Raw genomic sequence first — 25,099 nt, 5'->3', positions numbered from 1 at the left:
GAGTGCCGTAGAAGGAACTTGTTCGCACCACCGCCGGAGGCATCGATGCCCAACAACGAGTTCGGGGACTTCCAGACCCCGATCGAGTTGGCACGTGCGTTGGTGAACACCCTGCCTCGACGGCCGTGGACTCGTGTCCTGGAACCCACGTGTGGTGTCGGGAACTTCTTGTCGGTCATCGGTGAGCGTCACCCCGACACAGAACGGGTCGGAATCGAAGTGCAGCCCGAGTACGCCGCGGCAGCATCGATATTCGGCAGGGTGATCACAGCATCGATCTTCGATTTCGACCTGGCGCGCGACATCGCATGGACGTCGGAGTCGGGCCCGACCCTCGTCGTCGGCAACCCACCGTGGGTGACCAACTCACAGCTGTCGGTTCTGGGTTCCAACAACAGACCGGCTCGTGCGAACACCGGGAACGTGCGCGGCATCGATGCGATCACCGGAAGCTCGAATTTCGATGTTGCGGAGTTCATTTGGATCAAGTTGCTCACCGAGTTCGCAGATCGCCCGGTCACCGTTGCGATGATCTGCAAAACCCAGGTAGCTCGAAACGTCCTGTTGCACTGCGCTCGGCACGGCCTTCCGATCACCGGTTCGAGTCTGCGCCCCATCGACGCCAAGAAGTGGTTCGACGCCGGAGTCGATGCCTGCTGGTTCGTGGTCGAACTCGGAACCGGTGCAACCGACCACACCGCGCAGATGTATTCGAGCATGGACGCACTGCACCCCAGCAGCAGGATCGGAGTGGTCGACGGACAACTCGTCGCGGACGTCGACGCCTACGAGCGAAGCAAGCAGTTCGATGGCATCAGTCCATTGATGTGGCGTCAGGGCATCAAACACGATGCGTCTGCCGTCATGGAACTGGCCGAGAACGACGGCCCACGAACCAAACTCGGAGCTACGGTCGACGTCGAGACAGACTTCCTGTTTCCCCTGTTCAAATGCACCGACGTCTACCGCGACAAGTTGAGCGTGGTCTCGCGATGGATGATCGTGCCGCAATCCCACACCGGTGACGACACCGCACAGTTGGCGGACAGCGCACCGAAGTTGTGGAAGTACCTGACCGACAACGCGACAGCTCTCGATGGCCGGAAGTCGTCGATCTACCGAAATCGCGCCCGGTTCTGCATCTTCGGTGTCGGGCCGTACACGTTTGCGCCCTACAAGATCGCGATCTCCGGATTCCACAAGATTCCGCAGTTCAGGATGGTCGGCCCCTACGACGGAAAACCTGCGGTGTTCGACGACGCCACCTATCTACTGCCATTCGAGGACCCAGCGGCATGCGCCGTCGCCCATGCACTGTTGACCGGACCGGAAGCGACTGATCTCATCGCGGCCCTCGCATTCTGGGACAGCAAGCGACCGGTGACGAAGAAGCTGTTGCAGCGCATCGACCTACGGGCCATCGCCTGCGCGACGGACACCGTCGCGCTGAGAGAACGTGCTGCCGATGGTGCGGCCGTACACGGTCTACTGTTGGGGGCAGCATCGCTCACTCGCGCGGTGGATCTCGCGAGGGGACTGCCACAATGAGTGTCGATACTCCTCAGCGACAGCCTGTTCCGGAACTGGTGCTGCTGTTCATCGGCGGATTTATGTTCGTCGCTGCCACTGTGGTGAAGTCGGATGCGTTGTTCATCGCGTCGATCTTCCTCTGCGTGTTCGCAGGTTTCGCAGCCTTGATCTCGACGCGGTTGTCCCGTCAGAGCCGGCGAACCATCGCGCTTGCCACCGTTGTGGGAGTGGTTCTCACCGGCGTCGGCGCGGTGTACATGGTGAAGGACGCCTCGGAACCCGTCATCTTTTCACTCGGTCTTCTTCTCTACCCTGGCGGCAGTCTCGCGCTGTCCGGGTTCATCAACCTGGTGTCGAACCGAAGAAGAAAGCCCCGGTCGAACCCACCGCTTACAGACGTCACAGATCGGACTTGATCGTCTCGGCCAGTCGGTCGAGGAATTCGTCGTTGCGTTTGTAATGCACCCAGGGGCCGATCTTGGTGCTTGTCACCAGCTGCGCGCGTTGCAGCACGGCCATGTACTGCGAGGCTGTGGACTGCGAAACACCCGCCCGCGATCGAATGTGCTTGAGGCACACTCCTACGTCCTCGGCGGGCTCGAGCTGGGGCGGAAAGTCATTGGGATCCTTGAGCCACCGCATGATCGCCAATCGCGCGGGATTGCTCAGCGCACCGAACACCGCCGCGAGCTCTGCGGGGTCCAGTTCGTCAGCCACCCTCGAAGCCTACTCCAATATCGCAATATCCCGATATGTGGTCTACTAATGACATCGCAATATCGCGATATCCAGATAGGAGAAGTTCATGTCACGCGTAGCAGTGATAGTGGGAGCCAACGGAGTGATCGGCGGTAACTTGGTCGATCACCTGCAGCGAACAGGTGATTGGGACATCGTCGGGCTCTCACGCCGCGGCGGTATCGACGACGGACGCGTCCGGCACATCGCGGTGGATCTGCTCGACGCCGACGAGACGCACCGCAGACTGGCCGAGCTCACCGACGTCACGCACATCTTCTACGCCGCGTATCAGGAGAGACCGAGCTGGGCCGAACTCGTCGCCCCCAATCTCTCGATGCTCGTCAACGTGGTCACGGCCATCGAGGACAGTTCACCGGACCTCGAGCACGTGAGTCTGATGCAGGGATACAAGGTGTACGGCGCACACCTGGGGCCCTTCAAAACCCCGGCGCGAGAATCCGATCCGCCCCACATGCCGCCCGAGTTCAACGTCGATCAGCAGCAGTTTCTCGAGGCGCGGCAATTCGGCAAGCGATGGACCTGGTCGGCCATCCGGCCATCGGTGGTGTGCGGTGTCGCTCTGGGGAACCCGATGAACCTGGCCACCGTCATCGCCGTGTACGCCACCATGTGCGCGAAACTGGGCGTCCCCATGCGGTTTCCGGGAAAGCCCGGTGCCTTCGGCGCGCTGCTCGAGATGACCGACGCATCGTTGCTCGCAGAGGCGACGGTATGGGCGGCCACCACGCCGACCTGCGCCAATCAGGCGTTCAACATCACCAACGGCGACCTGTTTCGCTGGAGCGAGATGTGGCCGCGCATCGCGGGTCTGTTCGACCTCGACACCGCAACTCCGTTACCGATGTCCCTGGCGGACGTCATGGCAGACAAGGAGCCGCTGTGGGATTCCATCGTCGCCGAGCACGGACTGCAGTCGACTCCGTATTCCGACGTCTCTTCCTGGGCATTCGGTGATTTCGTGTTCTCCTGGGATTACGACGTCATCGCCGACGGTTCCAAGGCCCGTCGCATGGGATTTCACCGCTTCGTCGACACCGAGGCCATGTTCGCCGGGATCTTCGCCGAGCTACGCAGCCGGCAAATCATTCCGTGAGGAGCCACCCTGCGTGGCGTGTAGGTGAGCCGGATAGTTTGAATCGGCACCAACGCCGATCGAGACCTACGGGAGAACAATGCATCCGTTCGACACAGCAGTGGCACTCGAGACCGTTTCCGACGGCATTTACCGCGGTAGGACGTCGGCACCGTACAACAACATGGTCGGCCCGTTCGGTGGTCTCACCGCCGCAACGTTCGTCCGTGCCATCGAGCTGCATCCCGAATGTCTGGGTTCACCGGTCTCGCTGACGGTGAACTTCGCCGGCCCCGTCGCCGAGGGTGAGTTCGATATCTCGGCGCGTGCCGTGCGCACCAACCGAAGCAATCAACACTGGTATCTCGAACTGACTCAGGGTGGCGACGTCGCCACCACCGCAACAGCAGTGTTCGGTACGAGGCGCGAGACGTGGGACACCATCGAGGCAGTGGCACCGACCGTTCCCTCCCCCGCCGAGACGCCCCGAGGCACATTTCCCGATGCAATCGCCTGGGCACAGAACTACGAGATGCGCTTCGTGGCAGGCGCTCTGAGCGACCAGGAATCCGCGGACTCGACCGAAACCCTGTGGATTCGAGACACACCGCCGCGTCCGTTGGACTTCCCGGCACTGACATCGCTCAGCGATGTGTTCTATCCCAGGATCTTTCAGCGTCTCGGTCGCTACGTTCCGGCGGGCACCATCTCACTGACGACCCACTTCTTCGCGACGCCCGAGGATCTCGTCAGCCACTCCGACGGGTACATCCTCGGCACTGCCCGAGCGCGCCGCTTCCACCGAGGTTACTTCGACCAGACGGCCGAACTGTGGACCGGGGGCGGGACATTGCTGGCGACGAGTCACCAGGTGGTCTATTACAAGGCCTGACCGACCGACTGTTCCAGCACGCGCCGTACGGCTCCGCGCGCTCCGCTGTCCTGAAGCGACCGTTTGGCCCTCTGGTACGCGCCTCGCAGCCGAGGACTGGTCGAGAGACCCCCGAACACAGCAGGATTCGCCAGGAAGGCACCGGGGTTGTCGTGGTCTTCCCAGGACAGCCGCTGAAGATGTTCGGCATCCGCGTCGAGCATCGGCACGTCTCCGCGCTCGTAGACACCGCACCACGCTGCGAGTATCAACGCGCAGTGGTCGACGCATCGATCCCGGGCCAGCAGGTCGCGGATCACCGGCAGTACGAACTTCGGAATGCGGGCGGACGCGTCGACGATCTGCCGTTCGAGCGTGTCGCGAACGGCAAGGCTGGAAAAGCGTTGCAGCAGTTGGTCTATGTAGCCCTCGATGTCGATTCCCGGTACAGGGGCGAGGGTGGGTGCGGCCTCGTTCCGCATGTACGACGCGACGAATTCGTGCAGGTCTGGGCTGGCCATCACCTCGTGCACGTGGGTGTACTCGGCGAGTATGCCGAGGTAGCTCATCGCCTGATGGGAGCCGTTGAGCAGCCGCAGTTTCATGTGTTCGTACGGCGCGACGTCGGCGACGAGTTGCACTCCGACCTCGCCGAAGGGAGGTCGCCCGAACGAGAAGGTGTCTTCGACCACCCACTGCGAGAACGATTCCGACCGCACCGGCCAGCCATCGTCGATTCCGAAGTCGCTGCGCACGTCCTCGATGACGGCGGCCGTCGTAGCGGGGGTGATGCGGTCGACCATCGAGTTGGGAAACGCGACCGTGGTATCGATCCAGTCGGCGAGATCGGCGTCGTGATGGCGGGCGAACGAGGTCAATGCCGTTCGGGTCACCGACCCGTTGTGAACGATGTTGTCGCACGACATCACGGTGAAGGGCGGGATCCCGTGGCGTCTGCGGGTGGCGAGGGCAACGGTGAGGAAGCCGAATACACTCGACGGTACCGTGATATCCCGAAGGTCCTGCAGCACTCCGGGATCGGTGGGCGCGAACGCTCCGGTGGCGTCGTCGACGCCGTAACCGGACTCGGTGATGGTCAAGGACACGATCATCGTGGCGGGCGAGCTGAGCACATCGAGCACACCCTGCGGATCGTCGGGCGCGTAGACGAAGTCGGCGACCGAGCCGATCACCCGGGCGTCCCGTCGACCGTCCGGATCCACTGTGACGAGGGTGTAGAGGTGGTCCTGCGAGTCGAGGACGTCCCCGATCTTCCTGTCTCCCGACAACACTCCCACTCCGCACAGAGCCCAGTCGAGATGTCCGGCCGCGAGCAGCCGATCGAAGTACACCGCCTGATGTGCGCGATGGAACGCGCCGACGCCGAAATGCACCACACCGCAATGCAGTTCGTCCAAGTCGTAGGCCGGCTTCGTGACGGTCGCGGGCAGCTCTTCCAACGTCGCGCGGCGAAGCATGGTCATGACAGGTTCCTCGGGTCGAACGATTCGGATGGAATTGGTGAGCGGTGGCGCTCCCGGGCATGTGCTGCCACCAGGAGCACCACCGCAGTTCGAGGTGCTACAGGTCAGCAGGACGACTTGTAGACGTACTGCGCACCGTCGCCGTCGATGTTGTCGGCGGTGATGACGTGGAAGCCGGTGGAGATCTCGGACGTGACCGGCTTGTTGTCGATCGCAGCCATGGCCTGCTCGACGCCGTCGGTGCCGATCGTGTCGGGCTGCTGGGCGATCAGTGCCTGCACTGTTCCTTCACGCAGCTGCTTGACCTGTGCGGGACCGGCATCGAATCCGACGATCTTGACCTGGTCCTGCTTGCCTGCCTGTCGGACGCCCGTCGCGGTGCCCTCGGCTGCGAAGGTGTTGGCGGCGAAGATGCCGACGATGTCGGGGTCCTTGGCCAGAGCGGCCGAGACCAGACGGGCAGCTTCGGCCGGGTCGTTGTGGCTGTACTGGACTCCGAGGTAGTCGAATGCCGAATTGGCTCCTACGGCCTCTTCGAAGCCTTCGACACGCGCATCGGCGGTGGATATACCGGGGTCGGTGGAGATGACCAGAACCTTGCCGCCGGAGGGGTTGAGCTCCTGGATGGCGTTGAATGCTTCCGCTCCGCCGCCCTTGTTGTCCGAGGAGATCGACGACACCGCGATGGACGGATCTTCGAGGGTGGTGTCGACGAGGACGACCTTGATGCCCGCGTTCGCCGCAGCCGCCAACGGTGCCTGCATCGCCGCGACGTCGGTGGGCGCGATCAGGATGGCCGACGGCCGCGATGCGACGACGGAATCGACGATCGGCTTCTGCAGCGTGGGATCGAACTTGACCGGGCCCTGAGTGTCGACGGTGACGCCGGCGGCTTCGGCTGCAGCTTCGATTCCGCACTGCATGCTGATGTAGAACTCGTCGCCGCTCACGCCCTGGATGAAGGCGATCTTGCCGCTGCCGTCACCGCTTCCGGAGTCGGACGAGCAGCCCGCCAGAAACATGGCGGAGACCGAAGCGACACTCAGTGCAACGACGGCGGTGCGTGATGTGATCATGGTCGACTTTCTTGTAAGGGATTGTGCGGGAGGGAGTTGTGGGCCGGCCCGAGCTACGGACTTCGGGACCAGAGTTTCTTGAGCGAGCTGGGCGACTGACCTCGACTCGCTGCGTCACGACGACGCTGATCGAAGTACACGGCGGCGATGAGGACGGCGCCGACGGCGACCTGCTGCCAGAACGGCTGGACGCCGACGATGACGAATCCGTTCTGCAGCACTGCGGGAATGAAGAGTCCGACGACGGTGCCGAACATCGTGCCGATGCCACCGAACAGGCTCGTTCCGCCGATGACAACGGCCGCAATGACATTGAGGTTGGTCTGCGACTGACCCGCGATGGCGGTGGTGCCGTACTGCGAGAGCGACAGAATTCCTGCGAGTCCGGCGAGGGTGCCCGAGAGTGCGTAGATCTTGACCAGGTGCATGTCCACCTTGATGCCGACTCGACGAGCGGACTGTTCCTTCGAGCCGACGGCGAACGTGTAGAGACCGAACTTGGTGCGATGCAGCACGATTCCGAAGATGACCACCAGCACCAGGGCGATGCTCGAGATCAGCGGGATGGTGGTGGCCGGTAGATTTCCGTACCCGATCGTGTCGACCAGTACCGGTGGAACGTCTCGGATGTCGACGCCGCCGGTGATGACCTGCGAGAGCCCGAGTGCGCCGCCTAGGGTACCGAGCGTGACGATCAGTGGAGGCACATTGGCCTTGCCGATCAGAAATCCGTTGAGCAATCCCCAGCAGAGGCCGCATCCCAGGGCCACCACGATCCCGACGGCGGCGACTCCCCATCCGTCGCCACCGATGGCTGCCATGGTCTTGGCCGAGACGACACCGGAGAAGACGAGAACCGACCCGACGGAAAGGTCGATGCCGCTGGTGACGATCACGAACGTCATGCCGATCCCGAGGACGGCCAGGATGGAGACGTTCTGGATGATCTGCCGAATGTTGCCCCACTCGGGGAAACTCCCGGGAGCCATGATCGAGAACACGATGCAGATGGCTGCCAACACCAGGACGATCTGGAAGACCTGGACGCGAGCGAGGTTACGGAGCGATTCGACGAGGTCGAACGTGTGCTTCGACGGCTTCTCGCTCGGCGGCAACGGTTCGATGGATGGGGTGATGATCTGATTGCTCATCGTGTGGCTCCGGTGGTCGCGCCGGTCATCGCACCGACGAGTTCTTCCATGGTCGTGTTCTTGGCGTCGAGAGTGGCGACGCGTCTGCCCATCCGCAGCACTTGCACGCGGTCCGCGACCTCGATGACGTGTGGCATCGAGTGACTGATGAACACCACTGCCACTCCCCGATCTGCCACCCGACGGATGGTGTCGAGTACGTTGCGGGTCTGCACCACGCCGAGCGCAGCGGTCGGTTCGTCGAGGAACACCACGCCCTTGGCCCATGCGACGGCACGTGCGATGGCGATGGCCTGCTGCTGTCCACCGGACATCGAGCCGACCGGGACGGTCAGACTGCGAACGGTGGCTCCCAGTTCGTCGAGAGCGGCCTGCGATTGCTTGCGCATAGTGGACACGTCGAGGAAACCGAGTCGGCCGAGCGGGCCTCTCGCCGGCAGCTCCCGGCCGAGGAACATGTTCTGCTGGGCGTTGAGGTGCGGCGCGAGCGCGAGATCCTGGAACACCGTCTCGATGCCGAGTTCCGCTGCCACCGTTGGGCTGTCGAGATCGACGGCGGTGCCGTCGAACAGGATCTCTCCGGTGTCGACGGCAAGGCTTCCCGAGAGCGCCTTGACCAACGTCGACTTGCCGGCACCGTTGTCGCCGATGAGGGCGACGACCTCGCCGGGGTAGATGTCGAAATCGGCGTCGTCGAGGGCGCGCACGTTTCCGAAGCTCCTCGACAATCCCCTCGCTTCGAGGATCGGTGTCGCAACAGGTGCAACGCTGGCCATGGATACTCCTAGGTCGGATCGAAAACCTTCGGGTGCGGGATGGACACCCCCACCGGTGCCCGTGCAGCTCGGTCGGTGAACGTGATCTGCGAGGCGGGTCGAGCTCCCCGCGGGGCTCGTTGTGTAAACGAGTGTGACCCACGCAACCCGCGTTGTCACGTGTTTCGCGAAAATTCATGTCACCGGTGACATGACACAAACGATGCACATGGATGGTGGCGCACTGTCGAACCACTATCGGACCGGACGGTACCGTCTCTCAGCTGCAGAAATAACCGATCTGTTCGATTTTCGAGCCGCCGGAGGTGTCCTGAGGTACCGTCCATGACACCGATGACATTGCGCCCGCTCAGCGAGCCGATGACATCGATGACATATCCATTCGGAACAGCAGAGGTAGACCCCATGGCGAAGTTCGACGGCCGGACGATCTTGGTGACCGGTGCCAGCGGAGGCATCGGCTCGGCGACGGTGCGACGACTCGTGGCCGACGGTGCCGATGTCGTTGCCGCGGGCCAGTCGGTGGATGCATTGGACAAGCTCGCCGACGAGACCGGCGCACAACCCCTGGCCTTCGACCTGACGTCGGAAGACAGCGTGCGTGACGCCGTCTCCGGCTTGGAGCTGTACGGGGTGGTGAACTGCGCGGGCTTCGGCGGCGAGATCGCGACGCCTCAGGACACCGACATCTCGATCTTCGACAAGGTCATCGCCATCAACGCGCGCGGCGCTCTGCTCGTCATCAAGTACACCGTCCCCGCGATGATCGCCGCCGGTGTCGGATCGATCGTCAACGTCTCGAGCCAGGCCAGTCTCGTCGCGCTGACAGGACACGTCTCATACGGTTCCTCGAAAGCAGCCCTGGACAACATCACTCGCGTCTCGGCCCTCGAACTCGGCCGCCACGGAATCCGGGTCAACGGAGTCAATCCGACCGTCGTGATGACGGAGATGTCCGCGTTCTACTGGGGTCGTCCGGAGATCGAGGAGCCGTTCCTGGCACAGATGCCGTTGGGTCGCTGGGCCACCGAGGACGAGATTGCCGCGCCGATTGCCTTCTTGTTGAGCGATGATGCTTCCATGGTGACGGGAGTGTCGTTGCCGGTGGACGGCGGCTACACCAGTCGATGACGAGCGGACGACGAGCAGACGGGGGTAGATCATGACCACGATGCAGGATGTCGCGGCGCTGGCCAGAGTCAGCGCCAAGACCGTCTCACGGGTGTACAACAACGACCCGCACGTCGACCCCGACACGCGCGCTCGCGTCACCGATGCCCTGAACTCGCTCAATTACGTTCCGAACACGATGGCGACGTCGTTTCGCAACGGTCAAGCCGCGGCAATCGGTGTGGCCGTGCCCGACATCGACGATCCGTTCTTCTCCTCCATCGCACGCGCGGTGGAGGAGCGCGCCCGTGAGGACGACATGGCCGTGCTGGTCACCAGCCTGGGCCACGACGGTGATCAGGAGCAGGCGCTGGTCGAGTCACTGTTGCGGAGGCAGTTGAGCGGCTTGATCATTGCACCCACGGGTGCCGACCACGGCTATCTGGAGCGGTGGATCGACAAGACTCCCACGGTCTTCGTCGATCGCGGACCCGATGGCCTCAAGGCCGACAGCTTCGTCGACGACGATCACGGTGGGGCGGTGCTGGCCACCGATCATCTGCTACGACTCGGCCACACTCGGATCGCGGTCATCGGCGACAGTGCCAACATTCCTACCAGCCGAAATCGGCTGAAGGGGTATCGAGAGTCGTTGCAGGCCCGAGGAATCGAGTTCGACGAATCCCTCGTTGCGCTCGGCGTCATGGGCCGCGACGATGCACGCAGCGCCCTGACCGCACTGACCGCGCTCGACGATCCACCGACAGCGCTGTTTCTCTCCAACGCACGCGTGGCCATGGCATGTGTCCCCGTTCTGCAGCAGATGAACTTGCTGCATCTGGCGTTCGTCGGATTCGGCGACTTTCCCCTTGCCGATGCCGTGATGCCACCGGTGACGGTGATCGACCAGAATCCTGCTCGGCTGGGCCGGTTGGCCATCGAGCGGCTACTGGGCCGAATCGAGAATCCCGGCAAGCGCTTCAAGCGGCGCAACATACTCGGGGTCGAGCTGATCGAACGTCGATCGTGCACGCCCGGAAGCGATCACCGCTGCACGTAGCCCTCGAGAGTTCCCGCGACCAGCTCTACCTGCTGCTCGGTGGATAGTTCGGCATCGACCCGTAGATGAGGAACACGCGGCTTCTCCGCCGGAGTATCCGACGGCCGATGTGCGTCGCGCTCTGCCCCACGGGCGGCCCGTCGACGCGCCAGCAGTTCCGGCGAGCCGTCCACGTGCACGACCGACGTTGCGGCCGGCGCTAATTGCGCGATCAGCTGCTCCCATTCCGCGCCACCGGTCAGCTCACGGGTGAACGGAGCCACGAGGACCGGCCGCTGACCGATGTCCACGAGATCGGTGGCAGCGGCCAGCAATACTGCATATCGGCCGGCTCGAATCTGCTCCGAGTGCGGCCCTGGACTGTTCCAGTGCGGGCCGACCGACACCGAATCCAGCTGATCGAGAAGCGGATTCGTCAGGGTGTCGAGGTCGAGCAAGGGGATGCGGAAACGGCGCGCCAGCTCGCGTCCCAGGGTGGTCTTTCCACTCCCGGCAGCACCCGCGACGAGCAGGACCGGCAGTCGATCCCGATCGATCACGGAAACGTCTTGACAGACATGAGGCATAGCGGCAATCATACAAGACAACGTTGTCTCGCACCTTGCTACAGCGAAACGCAATCCCTCCGATCGAGAGTTCACGTGACCGAGCGCGCAAGCATCAAAGACGTCGCCGCATTGGCAGGCGTCAGCTTCAAGACCGTCTCCCGCGTCGTCAACGGCGTGGACACCGTCTTGCCCGAGTTGCGCGAACGCGTCGAGGCCGCGGTGCAGACGCTGAACTACGTCCCCAATTCGGCTGCGCGCTCGTTGAAATCGGGATCGGGCAACACCATCGGCATCGTCGTCGACTCCATCGACGACGTGTTCTTCGCTTCCCTGGTCAGTGCCGTCGAGGATCGGGCTCTCGAACACGGACTCGCCGTCATCGTCGGCAGCACCGGGTTCGACGCCCAGCGCGAACGTGACCAGCTGGCACTGCTGGCCGGTCAACACGTGCGCGGCATCATTCTCGCGCCGGTCGGCGATCACAGCGACTTCCTCGTGCCTCGGCGTCGGACATTGCCCACGGTGACCATCGACCGTTCCATCCCGGGATTCGATTCGGTCATCGTCGACGATTACGGCGCTGCCAAACGAGCCGTCGAGAAACTGGTGGAGGGCGGGCACACCCGAATTGCGTTGCTCGGCTTCGACGATCGACTGCAGACCGCGCAGTTGCGCCGTGAGGCGTATGTCGATGTTCTCGCGAACCTCGGCCAGAAGCCGGACGTGGCACTTGCTCCCCCGGTGTCGCACGCCGCCGATTCGGTACGGCCCGTGGTGAAGAAGCTACTGGCACTACGCAATCCGCCGACCGCCTTCTTCGTCGCCAACGCACGTCATGCGACGGCCGTGGTATCGGTGCTGCACGAGATGGATCGCACCGACGTGGCGATGGTCTCGTTCGGTAATTTCTCGCTCGCCGATGCCGTCAGTCCATCGGTGACGTGCATCGACCAAGACCCGTATCGCATCGGCACACTCGCGTTCGATCGGCTGGTGCAGCGTTTCGACGATCCCTACCTCGAACCGGAGCAACAGGTCGCGCCCACCACGTTGGTGGAAAGACTCTCGCATGCACTCCCCCTACCCGTACAGAAATGAGACCAACTCCGTGAACCCCAGACTTGTTGCGGGACTGGACCTCGGGAGCACCGGCGTCAAAGTACTCGTCACCGACGATGCCGGCACCGAAATGCTCATCGAGCAGAGTCCGACACCGTGGCGTCACGGCCCGGGCGGTACCACCGACCTCGCGGCCGAGGACCTGCTCGCCACCATCGCGAATCTACTCGAGGCCGTCGCGCGCCGACTGCCCGAGGTGACCGGCGATCCCGCGTCGCGCATCGATGCGATCGCAGTGTCCGGAATGGGTGAGACGGGTTTCCTTCTGGATCAAGACAACGTTGTCCGAGCGCCGGCCTTCGCGTGGTTCGATCCCCGAGGGCAACAGCAGGTCGACGCACTACCCCGGGATCTACGTGACCGGTTCGCCGGGAAGACAGGCCTTCCCGTCGGTGTCCAGGTGTCGGTGGTCAAGATCGCGCACCTGCGCGACAACGGACTGGAGCTGGCCGGACTGCGATGGTTCAACCTTCCCGAGTTCGTCGTGCTGTCCCTCGGTGGCCGCGCGGTGGCCGATTACTCGCTCGGTTCCCGAACCGGCCTGCTCGATCAGGACACCGGCGAGCCGTGGTCGGAGATGTTGACGCACTTGGGCGTCGGGGCCGAATTCATCCCGCCTCTCGTCGATGCGGGCACGGATCTGGGAACGGCAACCGGACCCGCCCTCCCCGACGCCATCGCGGGGGCACGGTTGACCGTGGCCGGCCATGACCACCTCGTCTCCGCCGTATCGGGTGAGGCAATCCCCAACGACCGCTATCACGTGTCGATGGGAACCGCCGAGGTGCTGCTGCGAGTGCTCGACGCTCCGCTGACGCCCGATGCACGAAGCCGTCTGGCCGATCATCTGATCAATTCGGTGCGGCATGTGGTTCCGGGCCAACACGTACTCGTCGCCGGAGTCAAGACCGGGCTGTTGATGCGACGGGCGTTGCAGTTGTGCGACATCACCGACCGCGCCGGGCGTGACCTGCTCGATCAGCGGGTGTGCGCATTGCCTGCCGGCGGACCGTCCACCGACGGCGGTATCGACATCGCCGGAGCCCGCAACGACGACGGGGTTCTGTCGATCACCGTGCGGACGGACGGGGTGAACGCGGCGGAGTTGTTCCGTTCGATTCTGTTGCACGGCAACGACGAGATCGCGCGGCTCATCGCCGCCCTCGACGCGGAGGTTGCCCCGGCCCGTTCCACGCTGCTCACCGGCGGCTGGGCGAGCATGGCCAGCGTTCGAGATGCCCGCGCGCAAGTGCTCCCCGATGTCTCGGTCTCCACCCGCGCCCAGGACACCGCCTACGGCGCAGCGTTGTTCGCGGCGCGACTACTGACGCTCATAGAGATCTGAGCCCACATTTCTGCAGTGAGACAACGTTGTCTCGCTCGCTCTCGACCCCAACCCAGCACCAGGAGAAAACAATGAACGAACTGACCACACTCGAACGTCGCGGAATGGCCGCCATCTCCACCGCCGACGGCAACATGCTCATCGTCGCAGGAGATCAACGCAACGGCATGAAGGCGGTCATGACGGACGCTCCCGACGGGCCCGGTTCGGTCACGTTCGAGCAGCTCGCCGACGCCAAGGCCGATCTGGTTCGCTACCTCGGCAATCACGCCCCGGCGATCCTGCTCGACCCGGAAGTCGCACTGCCCAAGATCGTCGACGAGGGTGTGCTCTCGCGGGGCACCGCGCTGGTGGTCGGCATGGACGCCTCGGGCTTCGAGGAGACCGACGGCCTGCGCTACACCCGGTACGTCGACGGCGTCACCCCGCGCGTCGTACGCGACCTGGGTGGCGATGTCGCCAAGATGCTCTTCTACATGCGTCCCGAACGGCAGGGCGTCGATTCCCGTGTCGCCGAGGAGATTCGCGACCTCGTCAAGGCCTGCTCCGCCGAAGGCCTGCTGCTCATCGTCGAAATCCTGACCTACAAGCTCGAGGGCGAATCGGACGAGGACTACAAGGCAGGCTTCGGCAAGATCATCGCCGACTCCACCCGCATCTCGGTCGAATGCGGTGCCAAGGTCCTCAAGCTCCCCTACCCCGGCTCCGCCGAGGCCTGCGCCGCCGTTACCGAAGCGGCACAGGGTGTTCCGTGGGCAGTGCTCTCGGCAGGCGTCGACCACGAGACGTTCATCGAGCAGGTACGCGTCGCTGTAGCGAACGGCGCGCGCGGCGCGATGGCCGGCCGGTCACTGTGGAAGGACAGCATGGCCGTCTCCGCCGCGACCCGCGAGGACCTGCTCACCAACCGCGCACTCCCCCGCCTGCGCGAACTGAACGAGGCCGTCGACAACTGATCCGCATTCTTCGACTGCACGTTCTTCGACCGAGTCCGGACGCACCGTCCCGGGCTCGGTCGACGCCGTTCTGGGTAGCGTGAACCCATGACCGACGTTTCGAGACACATCCATATCGTTGCCGCTCCCGGAGTCTTCGCCGATCTAGCGACGGCGGAGGAACTGGCGAACCGGGCTCTCGCTGCTCGTGGCCTGACCGGTGAAATCGGCGATGCCGCAACCAGTTCCGACGAGGCGATCGTCGTTCCAGGTGACGGAATCCCGATCGATACGTCGCCGTACAGCAGTGCAGTTCGGGTCGATCTGGGTCAGTGCACTCCGGACAGATCACCGGGCATACGCACTCATATTCGCGGCCGTGGACTCGACGGTCTGCGATTCGCGATCGACAGCGTGTATTTCCACCGCTTCCACCCCGGAACGATCCTGTCCTACGGGGATCACCCGGAACAACGCGTCGAGCTGCGGGTGCCCGAGAGCGACGGTCCGTTCCCTGTCGCCGTGCTGATCCACGGTGGGTATTGGCGTTCGCGATGGGAATTCGATCTGATGGACGCGATGGCCGTCGATCTGACGGCACGTGGCTATGCCACCTGGAACATCGAATACCGTCGACCCGACGAACACGGCTGGGATGTGATGACCGACGATGTCGCGTCCGCGCTCGCAGCATTGGAGACGGCACCCGGCGATCTGGATCTGTCTCAGGTAGTTCTGTTCGGCCATTCGGCGGGCGGTCAACTCGCACTGCGAGCCGCGGCCGATTCCTCAGGAAAGCCAGGGACACCCGCTCTCGCAGTGAGTCTGGCCGGGGTACTCGATCTGCGGGTCGGGGACGAGCGGTGGCTCGGCGAAGGGGCAGTGTCGAACGCGATCGGCGCACGATTCGCCGGTGCGCAGGAGACGTACGAGAAATCGTCGCCCATCTCGAGGCTTCCGCTCGGCGTCCCGCAGCTTGTGGTGAGTGCACTCGACGACGACCCCAATCTGCTCGAGATCAGCCGGGCGTACTACGCCGCCGCGTCGGCCGGCCCGGATTCGGTCGCCTCGATCGAAGGACCTGGGGGCCATTTCGCCGTCATCGACCCCGCGTCGGAGATCTTTCAGGACATCGTTCGCGAGGTCGACGCACGAATCCGAGGTACCCGAGACCACGCGTCCGAGTAAGTCCGTATCGTGCATGGTGTGACGCGCAGCACAACGATGTGTATGCCGAGACTTCAGGAGCGAGATCGATGAAGAGCACCATGCAGGACACCCCATTGTCCATCGGCCAGCTGGTTCGATTCGGGACGTCCATTCACTCCTCGGCCGAGATCACCACCTGGACCGACACCGGTCCGACCACGGTGACCTTCGGGGAATTGGGCAGGCGGGCAGCGCAACTGGCGCACGGTCTGCGGTCGATCGGCATCGACGACGATCAGCGCGTCGGAACGTTCATGTGGAACAACGCCCCGCACATGGAGGCCTACATGGCGATTCCAGCGATGGGCGCTGTGCTGCACACACTGAACATTCGGCTCTTTCCCGAGCAGCTCACCTACATCGTCAACCATGCCGAGGACCAGGTCATCATCGCCGACGCAAGTCTGCTCCCCCTGTTGACGCCGTTGCTGCCGACGTTCGAGACCGTGCGGCACCTCATCGTCGTCGGCGTCGATCCGGCGCAGGTCACCGCACCCGACGGTATCGAGGTGCTCGGCTACGAGGACCTGCTCGGAGGCAAGCCGGAGGAGTTCGACTGGCCGGAGCTCGACGAACGATCAGCTGCCGCAATGTGTTACACGTCGGGCACCACCGGTGATCCCAAGGGCGTGGTGTACTCGCACCGCTCCATCTACCTGCACTCGATGCAAGCGTGTATGACCGATGCGATGGCGATTGCGCAGTCCGACAGGGTATTGGCCATCGTGCCGATGTTCCACGCGATGTCGTGGGGCTTGCCGTACGCCGCCTTGATGGTCGGTGCGTCGCTGATCATGCCCGACAGGTTTCTGCAGCCGGCACCGCTGGCGGAGATGATGTTGACGCTGCGTCCGACGGCCGCAGCAGCGGTTCCGACCATCTGGCAGGCCCTGCTCGCTCATCTCGACGAGCACCCGGCGGATCTGTCGAGCCTGCGTGACGTGGTGGTCGGTGGTGCCGCGTGCCCCCCGAGCCTGATGCGGGCGTTCCACGAGAAGTACGGAGTGCACATCTCTCAGGCGTGGGGCATGACCGAAACCTCCCCACTGGGCACCTCGGGCAAGCCCGATGCGGGCCTGTCGCCGGAGGACGAATTCGACTTGCGCTGTACGCAAGGCAGATTCGTCGCCGGAGTCCGGGCGCGACTCGTCGACGATGCAGGCACGGTGTTGCCATGGGACGGTGCGACCGTCGGGGAACTCGAAGTGCGTGGCCCGTGGATCACCGGCAGCTACTACCACGCCGACGCCGACGACAAGTTCGACGACGGTTGGCTGCGCACCGGTGACGTGGGAACGATCTCCGAGGGCGGGTACCTGCGCCTGACCGATCGCTCGAAGGACATCATCAAGTCCGGTGGCGAATGGATCTCCTCGGTCGAGCTCGAGAACCAGGTGATGGGACATCCGGCCGTGCGGGAGGCCGCGGTCATCGGTGTGCCCGATCCGAAGTGGGACGAGCGCCCGTTGGTGGCCGTCGTCGTTCGCGAGGGGGCGTCGGTGACGGCCGAGGAGTTGAAGGAATTCCTCGACAGTCGTGTCGCGCATTGGCAGCTGCCGGAGCGGTGGACATTCATCGACGAGGTCCCGAAAACCAGTGTCGGCAAATACGACAAGAAGAGGCTGCGGAGTTCCCATGCCGACGGTGCATTGGAGGTCATCGAGCTGGTCTGATCCGTTCGGTGAGTTACACGTTCCTCACGCGAACTGCGAATACCAGTAATGGTCTACCCCTAGCGTCGTAACGGACAGCGACGGCGGGAAGTGGCGAACTGTGTTGATCAACCGTTGTGCATCGGCACTCGCGGTGATATCGGCCGTTCTGCATCTGAGAATGGGCGGCGGCGGCGCGTCGGGCATGTTGGTGACCGCCATGGCGGTGGTGTGCGTTGTGTGCGCCGCCGATCTGTGGCGGTCGACGAACAATCGCGCGTGGGTAGTGATGGCGGCATCGAGTGCCGTCATGCTGCTTGCACATGCCTCCAGTCCATCAGGGCACCATCAGCCTGTCGTGACCGACGCTGTCAGCGGTGCCTCCGCGGCCTCGATTCTCGCGGCGGTCGAACTCACGCTCGCCGCCGTCGTGGTTTTCGTTCGCACGCGCGGCATTCCGCCGGAACTTCTCCATCACCGACTGCAGGAGCCTCGATGACCGATACCTTTGCGCCCGTTGTAGTTCATCCCCTCGAACCGCTGAGCCCGCAGGAGATTTCGAGGACGTCGGCGATAGTCGTTCGCGAGCGGAACCTGACCTCCGCTGCACGCTTCGTCTACATCGAACTGCTGGAGCCGACGAAAACGGATCTCCAGCATTCGGATACGGACCGTCGAGCATTCGTCGTCCTGCGTGACCGTGACGCCCATGCCACTTTCGAGGCCGTTGTCTCGCTCACCCACGACGCCCTGATCAGCTACACCGAGATCGCCGACGCCCAGCCGCCCATCACGCTGGAGGAATTCCTTCGCTGCGAGGATGTCATCAAGGCCGACCCGCGCTGGCAGGCGGCAATGGTCAAGCGTGGTGTCACCGACTTCTCGCTGGCGATGGTGGACAAGTGGGCCAGCGGCCACACCATGGCGGGCGACAACCCCGGCGGTCGACGCCTCGCCCGGCCACTGACGTTCGTACGAAGCGAAGCGCAGGAGAACGGCTACGCGCGGCCCGTCGAGAACCTCGTCGTGACGGTCGATATGGACACGATGGAGGTCGTCGACGTCGCAGATACCGGCGTCGTCCCCATCCCAGACACGCCAGGCAACTACCTACCCGGATTCTACGAACGTCCCGGCAACGTCCCGGAGTTCGCGCAGCAGCGGGCATCGATGAAGAAGATCGAGATCACTCAACCCGACGGTCCGTCGTTCACGGTGGACGGCCATTACGTCGAGTGGGCGAATTGGCGCTTGCGCGTTGGCTTCACGCCGCGGGAGGGTCTCGTGCTGCACGATGTCGGATACGTCGATCGCGGAACTCTACGCCCGGTCATCCATCGGGCGTCGCTGTCGGAAATGTACGTACCGTACGGCGATCCGGGTGACAGCCAGTGGAACAAGAACGTGTTCGACGAGGGCGAGTACGGGCTCGGCGTTCTCGCCAATTCGCTTCAGCTGGGCTGTGATTGCCTCGGCGAGATCCATTATTTCGACGCGTACGTCAACGATCAGGACGGTCAGCCGATCGAACTTCCGAACGCGATCTGCATGCACGAGGAGGACTACAGCATCGGCTGGAAGCACACCGACTTTCGCGACAACGTAGGCCAGGTCCGACGCAACCGTCGTCTCGTGGTGTCGTTCTTCGCCACCGTGGGCAACTACGACTACGGCTTCTACTGGCATCTGTATCTCGACGGGTCCATCGAGTTCGAGATCAAGCTGACCGGCATCATCTCCACCGGTGCCATCGAGCCGGGCCAGGTCCCCGAGTTCGGCACTCTTGTCGCGCCCGGTCTCTATGGGCCGCATCATCAACACTTCTTCAGTGTGCGTTTGGACATGAACGTGGATGGGGCACGCAACAACCTCTACGAGCTCGAAGCCGAGGCCGTCCCCGCCGGGCCGGACAATCCCCACGGCAACGCCTGGCGTCAGACCAAGCGCCATCTCGTCACCGAATCGCAGGCGCAGCGCGTCGCCGATCCACTCCGGGCTCGTTCCTGGTTGATTGCCAACGCGGACAAGATGAACAAGCTCGGTGGGCACATCGGGTACAAGATCGAGCCGTCCGGTGCGGTCGCTCTGCCTCTGGCACAGCCCGGTTCGCAGCAGGCTCGCCGAGGCGGGTTCGCCACCAAGCACCTGTGGGCGACGCCGTACGCAGAACGGGAGCGCTATGCGGCCGGTGAGTACGTGGCCCAGAATCCGGGACCCGACGGGCTGGTGAAGTACACGAGCGGTGACCGTTCCCTCGAGAACGCCGACCTGGTCATCTGGCCCACGATCTCTGCACACCATGTGGTGCGCCCCGAGGATTGGCCGGTGATGCCGGTCAGTCATGTGAGTCTGCACCTCAAGCCCACGGGATTCTTCGACGGCAATCCGATGCTGGATCTGGCACCGGAGACGCCGAAGCCCGCCGGGCATTGCTGCAACGAGTAATTGTCCGCGTCCAGGCCCGGGGACCGCGGTCTCCGGGCCTACGCGTCTAGGTCGCAGTCTCGGTGACCGAGGCACTCACCAGCGACGAGGTGCGCACACTCAATCGCGTTCGATCGGCTCGGAACAGGTCGACGGAATATTCGACGGGTCGTTCGGACTGGTCGTATCCGATGCGTTCGAGTTTCAGGATGGGTGTTCCCTCGGGTTGGCGGAGCAGCGAGCCCGCGGGCGCACTGATCGTCGCCAGTTCGATGGATTCGTCTGCCATGCAGACCGATACGCCGAGCCGGGTACGCAGAGCCTCGTACACCGAGTCCAACCGAGTCTCCAGAACTCGGCCACAGATGCTGTCGCTGAGATACATCTGCTCGAGCGACAGCGTGTCGCCGTCAGCGAAGCGCAGGCGCAGCAGCGATACCACCGGTCCGTCTCCCAGGACCTGCGCCGCCTCCGGGCTCGGCTCGGCGATGCGCGCCGAGATGACTTTGGTCCCGTCTCGAAATCCCTGCTCGTGCAGCATCTGTGGGACGCCCTTGACGGTGTTGAGGCTTCGGAGCAGTCGCCGGCTCTGACAGAGGGACTGCGCACTTTCCGGCGAGGACGAACCCGGTGTCACCGAGGTCAGAAAGGCACCGCCTGCCCTACCCTTCGTCCGTCGGATGACACCGTCGCGTTCGAGGAGATCCAGCGCTTTGCGCAGTGTCGTCCGCGACGTGCCGAGCCGCTCGGCCAGTTCGCGTTCGGGAGGCAACCGGGCAACGGAGCGCGATTCGAGCTCCGCCGCCAGCCGAAGAAGCGCCGCGTGCGTCTGTTCCATCAACAGCACCGGACCACCTCGATTTCTCCTGGAATGACTGTGGTGTCCATTCAATCTTCAATCAGGCCCGCGCAACACCCCTCGACCTGGGCATTAACGCACGATTAACACGGCGGGTGTCCTATGACCCGCAACCAGGTCATGCGTTACACGACGTTCACGTATCGACGAGAAAACCAGAAATGGTCTACGCCCATCGTTGCACCTACCCGAGAACGCAACATCTACCGAAGGGTGCAACACCGTGGAGGATTCCAGGTCGGCACGCGCCGCTCTCGGCGTGGAGCTCGCCCGCTCGGCGGGCGAGATCGCTCGTCGCTGGTTCGACACTTCAGGCCTCACCGTCGAACAGAAACAGGACGGTTCCCCTGTTACACAGGCGGATCGCGATATCGAGACGCACATCAGAGCCGGCGTCGCCGAGCACTTCCCCACCGACGGCTTTCTCGGAGAGGAGTTCGGTGAAACCGGCGGCACCTCCGACTACCGCTGGATCGTCGACCCGATCGACGGCACCAAATCGTTCGTGCACGGAGTTCCTCTGTACGCCAACCTGATTGCGATCGAGGAAGGCGACGAGATCGTCTTCGGTGCCATCAACCTACCCAGCGTCGACATCCTCATGCACGCCGAGCGCGGCAAAGGGTGCTGGAAAAATGGTGAGCAGGTGCATGTTTCGAGCAGGACCGATCTCGACGGTGCCTACGTGATGGCAACCTGGCTCGAGGACTGGCACCCGGATACCATCGTCGACCTCCACGCCACGGGTGCCGTACTGCGCACCTGGGGCGACGCCTACGGCTACATGATGGTCGCGAGCGGACAGGCCGATGCCGTGGTCGACTACACGACGCAGATCTACGATCTTGCCCCCATGCCGGTGATCATCGAGGAAGCCGGCGGCACCTTCACCTCGCTCGACGGAGCGCGAGACTTCGACAAAGGCAACGGGATTGCGACCAACGGCGTAATTCACGACTCGGTTCTCAAAATAGTCAACCAAGGATGACGCACATGAAAGAGTACATTCGCGGCCTGAGCCGAAAGAGCATCATGACGTTCTTCGGCGGTACCTACGCTCTCGCTCTGCTCTTCGCACTGTTCCCACCGCTCTACATGTGGGGCAGCGGAATTCGCTACGAAATCCTCGGTATCCCGTTCGCCATCATGTACTGGCTGATCAACGGGGTCGTGCTCGGACTGACCCTGTGGGGCCTCTACATCGTCGAGGACATCCGAGGCGAACTCGACGAGGACCTCCTCCCCGCTACCGCACCGCTGACTGGAGAATGACATGTTGATCATGCTGGGAATGCTCGGCGTCTTCTACGCCGTCGTCATCTTCATTCTGTACACCACCCAACAGAAGACCTCCCCGACGTTCGACGAGTACTCGGTGGGCGGTCGCAGCTACGGCCCCTGGTACGTCGCAATGAGCTACGTCAACTCGTGGTGGCCGGGTTCGGTATTCATCGCGTTCTTCGGACTCGCCAGCGGCGCAGGCGTATTCGGCATGTACGGCCTCGCCTACTCCAGCCTCGGTGTCGCCATGATGTACTTCATGGCCACCCGCGCCTGGCGATGGGGAGCGAAGTACAACCTCCGCTCACAGCCCGACCTGCTCGGCCTGCGCTTCAACTCGCGCGGCACCAAGATCGTCGCCAGCGTCATCGGTATCGTCTCGCTCTTCCCCTGGGTGGTACTCGGTATGCAGGCACTCGGTGAGGTCTTCCAGATCGCCAGTGCCGGAGCATGGTCGGTCACCACGTGCCTGTTCGTCGGCCTGGCCGTCATCGTCATCCGTCAGTACTGGACCGTCAAGATGGGCATGCGCGGGTTGATCATGACCGACATGTTCCAAGGCATCGTCGCGTATGTCTTCTCCGCAGCACTCTGCCTGATCCTGCTCTCCGGTGTCGCCGGCGGCCCGATCAGCTTCTCGACTCTGGGAGACGTCGCCGACCAGTATCTCCGCGTCCCCGGCGACGGCGACTCCTACGGCCCGTTCTACCTCTTCGCCCTCATCTTCACCGGTGTCGTCGGATCCCTCTGCTGGCCGACGAGTTTTCAGCGGATCTACACCGCATCCAGTGTCCGGGCAGTCAAGTCCGGCACCATCCGCACCGTGCTGATCTCCGGCGTCTTCTACTCACTGCTCATGCTCGTCGGTATCGCAGGCACGGTCATTCCCGCCGTCGCCGATTCACCGCAGACCGGCTGGTTCACCATCGCCGAGAGCTACGGTGGGACGTGGCTTCTGGGACTCGCCGCCACCATGGTGTTCGCCGCATCCATGGGCCACATCGACGGCAGCGTGCAGGTCTGCGGACTGCAGATCGCCAACGACATCGTCAACTCCGACAAGCGCAAACTCTCCGACAGCCAACTCACCAAGGTGGCCAAGACGAGCATGCTCGCGTTCATGGCAGCGGCGGCCATCGTCGCCTACGCCACCTTCAACATGACGCGCCTACAACTCCTCGCGCAGATCTCGTACCAAGGCGTTGTGCAGCTTGCCATTCCACTGTTCCTCGGCATCTTCTGGCGAGGCGGCAACGGTAAGGGCGCAGTCGCCGGAATGATCTCCGGCTTCACCGTCGCCCTGGTGCTCACCGCGATCTTCCCCGACGACATCGTCGGACTGGGCAGCCTCACCGGTGGAGTCGTCGGCATGGCCGTCAACCTGGCCGTCTTCCTCATCGTCTCCAAGGTCACCGGAATCACGGCCGAGGAGAAGGCACGCGTCGACGAGATGTTCGCGGTCGGCAAGCGTCCTACCCGCACAGCACCGGTCGACCTGTCCTTCGAGGACCGGATCGAAGAACTGGCCGCCAACCCCGCACCGGAGAAGATCTAGTGACCTTTCTCGACGATTTCGCCGCGATGTCGCAGTTCGGTGCCACCGCCGCCGGCGGCGTGCACCGCGAGGCAGCGACCGCGAACGACGGTCGAACCAGGCGGTTCCTTGCCGACTGGTTCGACCGGCACGGCTTCACCACCACCGTCGACGCGGTGGGAAACATGTACGGCACCGTCGAGTTGGTTCCCGGCGCACCGTACGTCCTCGTCGGCTCGCATCTCGACAGTCAGCCCACGGCCGGAAAGTACGACGGGGCCTACGGGGTCCTCGCCGCGGCACACGCCGCGTACGAGGTCTCGGAATGCGTCGAACGGGGCTCGGTCGCTCCACAATTCAACCTCGCGGTGGTGAACTGGTTCAACGAGGAAGGTTCCCGTTTCTCGCCCAGCCTCATGGGAAGCGGGGTCTTCATCGGCAAGTTCGACGCCGAGAACATCCTGAAGGTCACCGATCGCAATGGCGTCAGCGTGCGGGATGCTCTGTCCAATATCGGGTTTCACGGCAACGACGATGCACCCGAGGCCGCGTCCTACGCCGAAATCCACATCGAACAGGGCCCCATTCTCGCGGACACGGGCACGACGATCGGAATCGTCACCGCCAACTGGGCCGCACGGAAGTACTCGATCACCGTGCACGGCGAGCAGTCGCACACCGGCGCAACTCATATGGCCCTGCGTCACGACGCGTTGGTCGGCGCATCGCGCATCGTGCTCGCCACCCGCGAACTCACCAAGCAGTTCCCGCAGGAGGCGCTGCTGGCCTCGGTCGGCGAGTTCGATGTCGAACCCAACTCCCCCATCGTCGTGCCGTCGAAGGTCACCATGGCCATCGACATCCGGTCCTCCGATCCCGAGGTTCTCGAGCAGGCCCACGAGAAGCTCCTTGCAGCAATCGATTCCGTCAACACCGACGGGGAGGTGCGGGTCAGCGTCGACACCTCGGCGCTACGGCCGTCCACGAGCTACCAGATCGACGGCGTCGAACTGGCGGAGGAGGCAGCCGAGGCACTCGGATTGTCGTCCCGACGGATGCTCACGATGGCCGGCCACGACTCGGTGAACCTCAAGGACGTCGTCCCGACGGTGATGCTGTTCGTCCCCAGCGTCGACGGAATCTCGCACAGCGAGAAAGAACTGACCCACGACAGCGACCTGCTCGACGGCGTGAAAATGCTCGCCGAGACGGTCGCGCGCATGGTCCGCGGCGATATCGGAGTCGGCCGATCTTCCGAACTCGCCGCCACCAGCCGCACTCGAGCATAGAAAGCAGAGCCA

General features: G+C 63.6%; 24 protein-coding genes. 17 read left to right on the top strand and 7 right to left on the bottom strand.

The window, feature by feature from the left end; all coding sequences use genetic code 11:
* The first annotated feature begins 45 nt into the window (after window positions 1–45).
* Window positions 46–1,548, top strand: coding sequence for a type I restriction-modification system subunit M (locus CH276_RS13530; protein WP_094689115.1), 1,503 nt, complete (start codon window positions 46–48; stop codon window positions 1,546–1,548).
* Window positions 1,545–1,946: a hypothetical protein gene (locus tag CH276_RS13525; RefSeq protein WP_141214707.1), complete on the top strand. Its 402-nt coding sequence runs from the start codon at window positions 1,545–1,547 to the stop codon at window positions 1,944–1,946. Before CH276_RS13530 ends, CH276_RS13525 begins: the two co-directional genes overlap by 4 nt.
* Here the strand turns inward: CH276_RS13525 and CH276_RS13520 are convergent.
* Window positions 1,930–2,247: an ArsR/SmtB family transcription factor gene (locus CH276_RS13520; protein ID WP_032395051.1), complete on the bottom strand. Its 318-nt coding sequence runs from the start codon at window positions 2,245–2,247 to the stop codon at window positions 1,930–1,932. The genes CH276_RS13525 and CH276_RS13520 overlap by 17 nt on opposite strands.
* Before the next feature lie 88 nt (window positions 2,248–2,335).
* On the opposite strand from CH276_RS13520, the gene CH276_RS13515 reads away from it, so the two are divergent.
* On the top strand, window positions 2,336–3,385 hold the full coding sequence (locus tag CH276_RS13515; protein ID WP_094630722.1) for an SDR family oxidoreductase: 1,050 nt from the start codon (window positions 2,336–2,338) through the stop codon (window positions 3,383–3,385).
* A gap of 79 nt (window positions 3,386–3,464) precedes the next feature.
* Window positions 3,465–4,256, top strand: coding sequence for an acyl-CoA thioesterase (locus CH276_RS13510; protein WP_094630723.1), 792 nt, complete (start codon window positions 3,465–3,467; stop codon window positions 4,254–4,256).
* On the opposite strand, the gene CH276_RS13505 is transcribed toward CH276_RS13510, so the two are convergent.
* The 4 genes from CH276_RS13505 to CH276_RS13490 form a co-directional block, all read right to left on the bottom strand.
* Window positions 4,244–5,719 (bottom strand): mannitol dehydrogenase family protein, encoded by a 1,476-nt coding sequence (locus CH276_RS13505; RefSeq protein ID WP_094630724.1) that lies wholly within the window; start codon window positions 5,717–5,719, stop codon window positions 4,244–4,246. The two genes, CH276_RS13510 and CH276_RS13505, sit on opposite strands and share 13 nt — an antisense overlap.
* A 104-nt stretch (window positions 5,720–5,823) precedes the next feature.
* Complete coding sequence (locus tag CH276_RS13500; protein WP_032395047.1) at window positions 5,824–6,795, bottom strand: ABC transporter substrate-binding protein; 972 nt, start codon at window positions 6,793–6,795, stop codon at window positions 5,824–5,826.
* Window positions 6,796–6,848: 53 nt separating this feature from the next.
* Window positions 6,849–7,946 (bottom strand): ABC transporter permease, encoded by a 1,098-nt coding sequence (locus CH276_RS13495; RefSeq protein ID WP_082073654.1) that lies wholly within the window; start codon window positions 7,944–7,946, stop codon window positions 6,849–6,851.
* Window positions 7,943–8,722 carry an ATP-binding cassette domain-containing protein gene (locus tag CH276_RS13490; protein ID WP_032395046.1) on the bottom strand — a complete coding sequence of 260 codons (780 nt, stop codon included), beginning with the start codon at window positions 8,720–8,722 and terminating at the stop codon, window positions 7,943–7,945. The genes CH276_RS13495 and CH276_RS13490 overlap by 4 nt, the downstream gene beginning before the upstream one ends.
* Window positions 8,723–9,127: 405 nt before the next feature.
* Here CH276_RS13490 and CH276_RS13485 point away from each other — a divergent pair, with 405 nt between their 5' ends.
* A complete protein-coding gene (locus tag CH276_RS13485) occupies window positions 9,128–9,853 on the top strand; it encodes an SDR family oxidoreductase (RefSeq protein WP_032395045.1) in 726 nt (241 codons plus the stop codon).
* A gap of 31 nt (window positions 9,854–9,884) precedes the next feature.
* Entirely contained in the window at window positions 9,885–10,892 is a 1,008-nt protein-coding gene (locus tag CH276_RS13480) for a LacI family DNA-binding transcriptional regulator (protein WP_032395044.1), read from the top strand.
* Here CH276_RS13480 and CH276_RS13475 read toward each other — a convergent pair.
* Window positions 10,877–11,431, bottom strand: a complete 555-nt coding sequence (locus CH276_RS13475; RefSeq protein ID WP_176459245.1) for an AAA family ATPase — start codon at window positions 11,429–11,431, stop codon at window positions 10,877–10,879. The two genes, CH276_RS13480 and CH276_RS13475, sit on opposite strands and share 16 nt — an antisense overlap.
* A gap of 102 nt (window positions 11,432–11,533) precedes the next feature.
* Between CH276_RS13475 and CH276_RS13470 the strand changes: the two genes are divergently transcribed.
* The 7 genes from CH276_RS13470 (at window position 11,534) to CH276_RS13440 (ending at window position 20,145) form a co-directional block, all read left to right on the top strand.
* Window positions 11,534–12,538, top strand: a complete 1,005-nt coding sequence (locus CH276_RS13470) for a LacI family DNA-binding transcriptional regulator (protein ID WP_176459244.1) — start codon at window positions 11,534–11,536, stop codon at window positions 12,536–12,538.
* 10 nt (window positions 12,539–12,548) lie between these two features.
* Window positions 12,549–13,904: an FGGY-family carbohydrate kinase gene (locus CH276_RS13465; protein ID WP_217901396.1), complete on the top strand. Its 1,356-nt coding sequence runs from the start codon at window positions 12,549–12,551 to the stop codon at window positions 13,902–13,904.
* Between the two features lie 71 nt (window positions 13,905–13,975).
* The gene (locus CH276_RS13460; RefSeq protein ID WP_094630728.1) at window positions 13,976–14,860 is read left to right on the top strand and encodes a tagatose-bisphosphate aldolase; all 885 of its coding nucleotides are present in this window, start codon (window positions 13,976–13,978) and stop codon (window positions 14,858–14,860) included.
* An 87-nt stretch (window positions 14,861–14,947) separates the two neighbouring features.
* A complete protein-coding gene (locus CH276_RS13455) occupies window positions 14,948–16,027 on the top strand; it encodes an alpha/beta hydrolase family protein (RefSeq protein ID WP_094630729.1) in 1,080 nt (359 codons plus the stop codon).
* A 68-nt stretch (window positions 16,028–16,095) separates the two neighbouring features.
* On the top strand, window positions 16,096–17,721 hold the full coding sequence (locus CH276_RS13450) for a long-chain fatty acid--CoA ligase (protein WP_094630730.1): 1,626 nt from the start codon (window positions 16,096–16,098) through the stop codon (window positions 17,719–17,721).
* A gap of 100 nt (window positions 17,722–17,821) precedes the next feature.
* On the top strand, window positions 17,822–18,199 hold the full coding sequence (locus CH276_RS13445) for a hypothetical protein (protein ID WP_094630731.1): 378 nt from the start codon (window positions 17,822–17,824) through the stop codon (window positions 18,197–18,199).
* Entirely contained in the window at window positions 18,196–20,145 is a 1,950-nt protein-coding gene (locus CH276_RS13440; RefSeq protein WP_094630732.1) for a primary-amine oxidase, read from the top strand. Before CH276_RS13445 ends, CH276_RS13440 begins: the two co-directional genes overlap by 4 nt.
* Window positions 20,146–20,191: 46 nt before the next feature.
* Here CH276_RS13440 and CH276_RS13435 read toward each other — a convergent pair whose 3' ends face one another.
* On the bottom strand, window positions 20,192–20,962 hold the full coding sequence (locus tag CH276_RS13435; RefSeq protein ID WP_094630733.1) for a GntR family transcriptional regulator: 771 nt from the start codon (window positions 20,960–20,962) through the stop codon (window positions 20,192–20,194).
* Between the two features lie 244 nt (window positions 20,963–21,206).
* On the opposite strand from CH276_RS13435, the gene CH276_RS13430 reads away from it, so the two are divergent.
* The 4 genes from CH276_RS13430 to CH276_RS13415 are packed head-to-tail and all read left to right on the top strand — an operon-like array spanning window position 21,207 to window position 25,087.
* Window positions 21,207–21,971: an inositol monophosphatase family protein gene (locus tag CH276_RS13430; protein WP_052049432.1), complete on the top strand. Its 765-nt coding sequence runs from the start codon at window positions 21,207–21,209 to the stop codon at window positions 21,969–21,971.
* Between the two features lie 5 nt (window positions 21,972–21,976).
* Window positions 21,977–22,255: a hypothetical protein gene (locus tag CH276_RS13425; protein WP_045199456.1), complete on the top strand. Its 279-nt coding sequence runs from the start codon at window positions 21,977–21,979 to the stop codon at window positions 22,253–22,255.
* A 1-nt stretch (window position 22,256) separates the two neighbouring features.
* A complete protein-coding gene (locus CH276_RS13420) occupies window positions 22,257–23,819 on the top strand; it encodes a sodium:solute symporter family protein (RefSeq protein ID WP_094630734.1) in 1,563 nt (520 codons plus the stop codon).
* The gene (locus CH276_RS13415; protein ID WP_254924225.1) at window positions 23,819–25,087 is read left to right on the top strand and encodes a M20 family metallo-hydrolase; all 1,269 of its coding nucleotides are present in this window, start codon (window positions 23,819–23,821) and stop codon (window positions 25,085–25,087) included. Before CH276_RS13420 ends, CH276_RS13415 begins: the two co-directional genes overlap by 1 nt.
* Window positions 25,088–25,099 lie beyond the last annotated feature (12 nt).

This window comes from Rhodococcus sp. 06-470-2 (assembly GCF_002258235.1).
Lineage (GTDB): Bacteria > Actinomycetota > Actinomycetes > Mycobacteriales > Mycobacteriaceae > Rhodococcoides.
The sequence above is the reverse complement of the archived record's forward strand: the minus strand, read 5'-3'. Positions and strand labels throughout refer to the sequence as shown.

What these genes read in the sequence shown, in the direction of transcription:
- CH276_RS13530 (WP_094689115.1), top strand. Translation starts at nt 46, where the DNA reads ATGCCCAACAACGAGTTCGGGGACTTCCAGACCCCGATCGAGTTGGCA.
- CH276_RS13525 (WP_141214707.1), top strand. Translation starts at nt 1,545, where the DNA reads ATGAGTGTCGATACTCCTCAGCGACAGCCTGTTCCGGAACTGGTGCTG.
- CH276_RS13515 (WP_094630722.1), top strand. Translation starts at nt 2,336, where the DNA reads ATGTCACGCGTAGCAGTGATAGTGGGAGCCAACGGAGTGATCGGCGGT.
- CH276_RS13510 (WP_094630723.1), top strand. Translation starts at nt 3,465, where the DNA reads ATGCATCCGTTCGACACAGCAGTGGCACTCGAGACCGTTTCCGACGGC.
- CH276_RS13505 (WP_094630724.1), bottom strand. Translation starts at nt 5,719, where the DNA reads ATGACCATGCTTCGCCGCGCGACGTTGGAAGAGCTGCCCGCGACCGTC.
- CH276_RS13500 (WP_032395047.1), bottom strand. Translation starts at nt 6,795, where the DNA reads ATGATCACATCACGCACCGCCGTCGTTGCACTGAGTGTCGCTTCGGTC.
- CH276_RS13495 (WP_082073654.1), bottom strand. Translation starts at nt 7,946, where the DNA reads ATGAGCAATCAGATCATCACCCCATCCATCGAACCGTTGCCGCCGAGC.
- CH276_RS13490 (WP_032395046.1), bottom strand. Translation starts at nt 8,722, where the DNA reads ATGGCCAGCGTTGCACCTGTTGCGACACCGATCCTCGAAGCGAGGGGA.
- CH276_RS13485 (WP_032395045.1), top strand. Translation starts at nt 9,128, where the DNA reads ATGGCGAAGTTCGACGGCCGGACGATCTTGGTGACCGGTGCCAGCGGA.
- CH276_RS13480 (WP_032395044.1), top strand. Translation starts at nt 9,885, where the DNA reads ATGACCACGATGCAGGATGTCGCGGCGCTGGCCAGAGTCAGCGCCAAG.
- CH276_RS13460 (WP_094630728.1), top strand. Translation starts at nt 13,976, where the DNA reads ATGAACGAACTGACCACACTCGAACGTCGCGGAATGGCCGCCATCTCC.
- CH276_RS13455 (WP_094630729.1), top strand. Translation starts at nt 14,948, where the DNA reads ATGACCGACGTTTCGAGACACATCCATATCGTTGCCGCTCCCGGAGTC.
- CH276_RS13450 (WP_094630730.1), top strand. Translation starts at nt 16,096, where the DNA reads ATGAAGAGCACCATGCAGGACACCCCATTGTCCATCGGCCAGCTGGTT.
- CH276_RS13440 (WP_094630732.1), top strand. Translation starts at nt 18,196, where the DNA reads ATGACCGATACCTTTGCGCCCGTTGTAGTTCATCCCCTCGAACCGCTG.
- CH276_RS13435 (WP_094630733.1), bottom strand. Translation starts at nt 20,962, where the DNA reads ATGGAACAGACGCACGCGGCGCTTCTTCGGCTGGCGGCGGAGCTCGAA.
- CH276_RS13425 (WP_045199456.1), top strand. Translation starts at nt 21,977, where the DNA reads ATGAAAGAGTACATTCGCGGCCTGAGCCGAAAGAGCATCATGACGTTC.
- CH276_RS13420 (WP_094630734.1), top strand. Translation starts at nt 22,257, where the DNA reads ATGTTGATCATGCTGGGAATGCTCGGCGTCTTCTACGCCGTCGTCATC.